We start from the raw sequence: 6434 nt of genomic DNA on the forward strand, positions 1-6434 counted from the left end.
ATTAAGAAAGAGAAGCCTGTGCCGGGCTCCCCATGGCCCGGCTGGCTTCTCTTGCAATAAATCCTGGATACAGTATTCTATACCGTAAGGAGCAAATTTGCTCATACTTATGTTTGATGTGTTCCATGCCTTTTGATTCCGGTTTTGCCGCTTCCTTGGCAACCTTCATTCGAAGTTCTCTGCTGTATTTCTTTTTTGACATTGTGTGTCCTCCTATCTGTTTACATTATACCATGTTTTAACAAACTCTACTTTTTGGGGGACACGTCATTATTTGGAATTAATGTTGCTTTACCGATCTCTTTATATGCATATTCCAAAGAGCTGTATGATATTACCTGTTTTTTTGGAAAAGCCCCGATTTTTTCATTTGCTAAGTGACTGCTATTTTTGAGAAATCACCGTATCCCTCAAAAACCATTCGGTAATATATTTTTCAAGAAATTCAAAGCATTCCTGCCGATTAGGATAGTACATATCCGTTTCCTGCTTCATGAAATCTCGGTACCAGTTGCGATGCTCCTTTGGCGTGCGTCCGTACCATTCTTTGAAAGCCGGGTAAAAGTATTTAGGGTCTGAAAAGCCGCAGGCGTAGGAGGCTTCGGCTATGGAAATATCGTCGGTAAGCATCAGATGCTCGGTTTCGTATAAGCGGATGAACTTGAGTATGCTGCTGAAGCTCTTGACATTGGTTTTTCGTAGGAATTGGGAAGCATAGTTTTTACTTATGTTTTCTCTTTTTGCAATCTGTGATATGTTTATCTTCTTGTGGAAATTTTTATGACAGTAGGCCAGCATACGCTGAAAACGCTCATACATAACATCGTTAAAGTATCCGTCGCTGTTAAAGTAGGTATAATAATTAAAATATCGCATCATAACTGCAATTATTTCATCTGCGGTCTTGCCGTAATCCGGATAAAAACCCACATCATCGCCGTATTTCACATAGGCAAAGGAGAGAAGGGTACGTTCAAGCCATTTCAGGGAAGACTGCTGATAGGGATAGCTGTTGAAGCTTTCACAGGCAAAAAATACATATTGTAAAAAGTCAAAGGGTTTGCTGACATTTGAAAGATTTATATGGCAAAAAAGTATAAGATTATCTTCATCCGAATGAAGGCAGTGTATATCCCTTGAATCTATGGAGCATATCTGATTTTCTTCAATAGTGAATTTTTGAAAGTTGGTAAACAGTGATACTTTACCTTTGAGACAGTACACAAATTCAAGAGACTTTTCGTGAAAATGCGGATTCATATGACGTACGCTGCATAGTTCTATATGTATCGGTGAGTTGTCGTATTTGATTTCTATATCCTTAATATCCATAACAATATTTTAAATCAAAGGACATTTATAGTCAAATATTATCAAAATAAAAGAATAATACAAAAAATTGACTATAGCTTTAAGCCTTTTCTTAAATGATAATTAAAGAAGAAAATTGAAAATTTTTATTTATCGAACTAATTCAATTACTTTTAAGGAGGTATCTTATGGAAAATCAAAATTCCGATTTGAGACAAAGTGGAGTTGCCGGACTTAAAAAACACAAAATGAGACCTATACAGATCGCATTTATGTTATTCTGTCTGGTTGCGGCGGGAGCTTTCGGTATCGAGGATATTATATCCACCAGCGGCCCCGGACTCACCATCGCTATGCTGGTAATATTCGCCATTATTTGGGCGCATCCAATAAGTCAGGTAGTATCCGAGCTTAGCGCCATCATGCCGGATGAAGGCGGTATCTATGTGTGGGTAAAGGCTGCTCTGGGAGAATTCTGGGGCTTTTGTATGGGCTGGTGGGGAACACTGTCCATATACCTGTCAACGGCAGTGTATGTTGTACTTATAACAGACTACGCTTCTGATTTTATACCTATACTTCAGGACGAGTGGATAGCATTTTTATTTAAGCTTGCAATCGTATGCGTATTTATTATCATAAACCTGATGGGTCTTAAAGAAGTAAGCGCTGTAAACACCATACTATCTATTCTTATACTTGTAGCCTTTGGACTGGTAACTGTAGTGGGATTTGCCAACTGGGAATACAGCCCTGTTAAACCATTCACACCGGAAGGAATGTCGGTACTTGATTGTCTTGGAGGCAGTATATGCGTGGTTATCTGGATGTACTGCGGATATGAATGCGTATCCAATATGGCGGGAGAGATAGAGAATCCTGAGGTAATTCCAAAGGGCTTTAGAATAGCCATGCCACTTATAGCCATAACCTACATACTTCCGACTATCGCAGGTCTTGTTTCCGTAGGAACCTGGCAGGACTGGGGAACGGAAGGTCTGGGATACGGCGATGTTCTCACTCAGTGCTTAGGATATGGCTGGGGAGTTGCGTTCCTTATAGTTGCAGTTGCATCACAGGCAGCTATCTTCAACTCATATATTGCCGCAGGCTCGAGAGGATTCTTCGTTATGGCGGATGACAATCTTTGCCCTAAATTCCTCGCAAAAGTCAGCAAGAAAAGAGGAGTTCCTGTGCTTTCCATACTGCTTCTTGCAGTAATGACCATAGCAATGATGCAGTTTGACTTCTCTGTACTGCTGGTTATCGTAGGACCTTTGGCGCTTATGGTATATGTAATACTGGGTATTGCATTGCTGAAAATCAGAAAAACGCATCCTGTAGAAGAAAGAAACTGCTGGTATATCAAGGGTAGCGATTTCAAAATAAAGGTATATGCGCTGGCTCCTATGATGATAGCCATTATCGGACTTCTTGTAAACGGTACGGAATACTTCCTTTTAGGCTTCGTATCCATCGGTTCAGCCGTAGTATTCTACATCATATTCAAGCTGATGTACGGCGGTATGTATAAGATAGATCCGGAAAAATATCCGATAAACCCTAAGACAAGATTGGCAAAGGGAGATTTGCAGAGATTTGGCGCTTTTCTGCTGGCATTCGGAATTTATGCTCTGGTGGGAAGTGCATTCCTGACATGGTATGAAGGATCATGGGGACCTGAATACTATCTTGAAATGTACGGTTCGGGACTTATGAGCAATTTCTGGCTTATGATAAAGGTAAGCGTAATCGGAGGCATTATAGGTACAGCAGCAGGAGCCATACTTATGATAATAGGCAAAAAGACGGATTCGACAAAATAAATGATATATTAAAAGGAGACCATCATGGAAAAAGCAAAATACATATTATATAACGGACGCTTTTACATTAGCAATGAAGAAAAGACATATGCCGAGGCTGTGGCGGTAGGAGACGGAAAATTCCTATGTGTGGGAACACTGCAGGAATGTGAGACCTATAAAGACGATGTAACTGAGATGAAAGACATGGAGGGCAGGCTTATCCTGCCCGGTCTCATCGACGGTCATACTCACCCCGAAACCATTGCCAAGAGCCGCTGGCGTGTTCAGATGCCGGAGTTTGAGACGAAGGAGGAACTGCTGGAATTCGTAAAGGACTACTGCGATAAGCATCCTGTCAGCGAGGTTCCGTATTTCTTCGGGGAGTGCTATCCATCGACTATGTTTGATGAAAAGGGTCCCAGAAAGGAATGGATAGACGAGTATGTAAGCGACAGACCTGTTAGACTTCAGGATTTTACGGATCATGCCTGCTGGTATAATTCCAAGGCGCTGGAGCTTATGGGGATAACGGCGGATACTCCTGAAAAGGGTATTGCTCCGTTTTATCAGCGTGATGAAAACAATGAACCGACGGGCTGGGTTTTGGAGCCGATTCCGACAGATGGAGCTGAGGAGGTTATGTTTGATAAGATTGGCTGGCATCCTCCTACAGAGGTGACCGAAGAAACCATTATGCCGTTTCTGGATTTTCTCAATGATTACGGAGTGATAGCCTTGATGGACGGCATAACCGAAGGCGAAGAGGCAATGAAGCTTTTCTATGAGCTGGACAAGGCGGGAAAGCTCAATATGTATTACGAAGGAACCTGTATGCTGGATGAATTCGACAAGCTTGACGAATGTATAGCCGAAATCAGAAAATGGCAGGAAAACTATACAAGCGATCATGTAAGAATACATACCATGAAATTTTTCCTGGATCAAACCAACGAGATGGGTACCGGAGCTTCGCTGGAGCCTCACAGAAACGATCCGACGGGTCAGAATTACGGTGAGCTTAACATGGGTGAAGAAGAACTGACAAAGGTACTTTTAAGACTCAACAGGGAAGGAATAGATCTGCATATACATGTAGTATGCGACCGTGGCTTCAGAACAGCATGCAATGCCTATGAGCGTGCAAAAGAGCAGGCGGCGGCAGTCAATGAGCCGTGGAAGATATATATGGAGCTTGCTCACTGTGAGCTTGTTCATCCTGATGATATGGTAAGACCTGCGAAGCTGGGCATCATTATCAACTGGTCAACTCACTGGGCAGGTGGATATTTCGGTGAAGCGGCCATAGAATATCTGGGTAAAGAACGCTGGAACACTATGTACGACATGACTAAATTCATAGAAACGGGAGCTGTCGTAACATACAGCAGTGATGTTATAGGAATGAATGAGGAGCATCGAGGAAACCCTTACTTCGGTATGGAAATATCGGCTACAAGAGTAGATCTTGAAGACCCGCTGGATCCCGAGCAGTATCCGGGAAGTGTAAGGCAGCCGGAGAGCGCAAAGCTTTCCGTTGAGGAAATGATAAGAGGTTATACGAGATACGGTGCAATACCTCTTCGCCTTGAGGATAAGCTGGGGACCATAGAAAAAGGCAAGATGGCAAACCTTGTAGTATTGGATAAGGATATCCTTACTATACCAAAGACGGACATACATACAATAAAGCCGGAAGCAGTTATGTTTGACGGTAAATTCATCAGATAAATACCGTCTAAACAAAAGCAGACGGAATGTAAAATATATGCTGTAACGGTATATGGCAAATCAGAGAAAAGGCTTAATGCTCTCTGATTTGCCGGGAATTATAGTCGATTGTTATGTAAATAGCTGTTTTTTTGAAAAGAAATAGCTGTTTAATAGATAAAAAATCTAATTATATTGAATAATAAAGACCTATTTATGAAGCAGAAAAGGAGTGAAAGTAATTATGGGAAAGAAAATTCTTGTACTTGGAACAGGAGCACAGGGCTCAACGGTAGCTCAGAGAATGGATGAAGAAGCAAACGTTGAAAAAATCATCTGTGCCGATGCGGATCATAAGGCAGTAGACGAGCTTGTTAAGATTTTAAAGAAGGCGGAAGGTGCATATGTTGACGCCAACGATGTTGACAGCATCATCAAGGCTGCCGAGGGCGTAGACCTTATCGTAAACGCTCTGCCTATCAGATTTGCACCTAAGGTTCTTGATGCGGCTCTTGCTGTAAAGGCAAACTATCAGGACTTTGCTGCAACCGACGTGCTTGACGAGTGGTGGCCTACCTGCGTACAGATTATGTATGACGAATACGGAAAGAAATTTAAGGAAATCGGCAAGATGGCAATTATCGGAACAGGCTCAGCTCCGGGAATGATGTGCGTAGCTACAAAGAGCAGCATGAGATATCTTGATACATGCGACGATATTCTGATGATGGTATACGAAGGCGTAGAAGCCAAGAGATTCTTACCGTTCTGGTGGTCGCCGTTTACAGCATTATCGGATATGACAGACCCTACCTTTGCACTGAAGGACGGAGTTTTGGTTGAAACAGAGCCACATTCACTGCCTGTAACGAGACACTTCAAGGGCTGTGAAAAGCCTGTAACCCTTGTAGAGCATGCTCATGACGAGACGGTATACATGGGACTTAACAAGGATACACACTTTAAGGGAGCAAAGAACATAAACTTCAAGTACGGCGGAGTGGGAATCGAATTTTCAACACCGCTTTACAGAGCAGGACTTCTCAAAAGAGAAGAAGAGACATACAAGGGACATACATTCATCCCATTTGATGTAATCGTAAGCCACTTACCGCCTGCACCTAAGTATCACAATGAGATAAAGGAGATACTTGATGAAGGACTTGTAAAGGACGAAGGAGCCTTCGTAGTAGAGGCAACGGGAACCAAGGACGGAAAGAATGTCATGGTAGAAACATACCTTTATGCGCCGGGATGCGTAGAGTCCTTTGAGAGAGCAGGAATTACAGGCGAACAGTACCTGACAGGACAGTGCGGATCGCTCTTTACGAAGATGTTCGTAAACGACGATTACACTCAGACAGGACTGATATCATCGGATATGCTGACATACGATGAATGCGATAAGTACATTGCATATGCGGCAGAGCTTGATATCACTCTCGAAACAGAGGTTAAGCCGCTCTCTCTGTAAGGGCGTGTCCAAAAATGTCTGTAAATAAAAATCCTATGGTAGCTAACTAACATAAGTATGAGCAAATTTGCTCCTTACGGTATAGAATACTGTATCCAGGATTTATTGCAAGAGAAGCCAGCCGGGCCATGGGG

Annotated in this window: 5 protein-coding genes; 3 read left to right on the forward strand and 2 right to left on the reverse strand. The window is 42.5% G+C overall.

Going from position 1 to position 6434, the window contains the following annotated elements:
• Position 1: 1 nt before the first annotated feature.
• Together OCV59_RS05235 and OCV59_RS05240 are read right to left on the reverse strand one after the other, a co-directional pair.
• Positions 2 to 202: a hypothetical protein gene (locus OCV59_RS05235; protein WP_147593439.1), complete on the reverse strand. Its 201-nt coding sequence runs from the start codon at positions 200 to 202 to the stop codon at positions 2 to 4.
• A 182-nt stretch (positions 203 to 384) separates the two neighbouring features.
• The gene (locus tag OCV59_RS05240; RefSeq protein ID WP_147593440.1) at positions 385 to 1332 is read right to left on the reverse strand and encodes an AraC family transcriptional regulator; all 948 of its coding nucleotides are present in this window, start codon (positions 1330 to 1332) and stop codon (positions 385 to 387) included.
• A 167-nt stretch (positions 1333 to 1499) separates the two neighbouring features.
• Here OCV59_RS05240 and OCV59_RS05245 point away from each other — a divergent pair, with 167 nt between their 5' ends.
• From OCV59_RS05245 to OCV59_RS05255, 3 genes are all read left to right on the forward strand, one after another.
• On the forward strand, positions 1500 to 3137 hold the full coding sequence (locus tag OCV59_RS05245) for an APC family permease (protein ID WP_147593441.1): 1638 nt from the start codon (positions 1500 to 1502) through the stop codon (positions 3135 to 3137).
• 24 nt (positions 3138 to 3161) lie between these two features.
• Positions 3162 to 4847, forward strand: a complete 1686-nt coding sequence (locus tag OCV59_RS05250; protein ID WP_147593442.1) for an amidohydrolase — start codon at positions 3162 to 3164, stop codon at positions 4845 to 4847.
• Between the two features lie 223 nt (positions 4848 to 5070).
• Positions 5071 to 6300, forward strand: coding sequence for a saccharopine dehydrogenase family protein (locus tag OCV59_RS05255; RefSeq protein WP_147593443.1), 1230 nt, complete (start codon positions 5071 to 5073; stop codon positions 6298 to 6300).
• The last annotated feature ends 134 nt before the right edge of the window (positions 6301 to 6434 follow it).

This window comes from Brotomerdimonas butyrica, assembly GCF_025567305.1.
GTDB lineage: Bacteria > Bacillota > Clostridia > Peptostreptococcales > Anaerovoracaceae > Lentihominibacter > Lentihominibacter butyricus.

Bases quoted from the DNA above. Each gene is read 5' to 3' on its own strand.
- OCV59_RS05250 (WP_147593442.1), top strand. From the start codon at position 3,162: ATGGAAAAAGCAAAATACATATTATATAACGGACGCTTTTACATTAGC.
- OCV59_RS05240 (WP_147593440.1), bottom strand. From the start codon at position 1,332: ATGGATATTAAGGATATAGAAATCAAATACGACAACTCACCGATACAT.
- OCV59_RS05245 (WP_147593441.1), top strand. From the start codon at position 1,500: ATGGAAAATCAAAATTCCGATTTGAGACAAAGTGGAGTTGCCGGACTT.
- OCV59_RS05255 (WP_147593443.1), top strand. From the start codon at position 5,071: ATGGGAAAGAAAATTCTTGTACTTGGAACAGGAGCACAGGGCTCAACG.
- OCV59_RS05235 (WP_147593439.1), bottom strand. From the start codon at position 202: ATGTCAAAAAAGAAATACAGCAGAGAACTTCGAATGAAGGTTGCCAAG.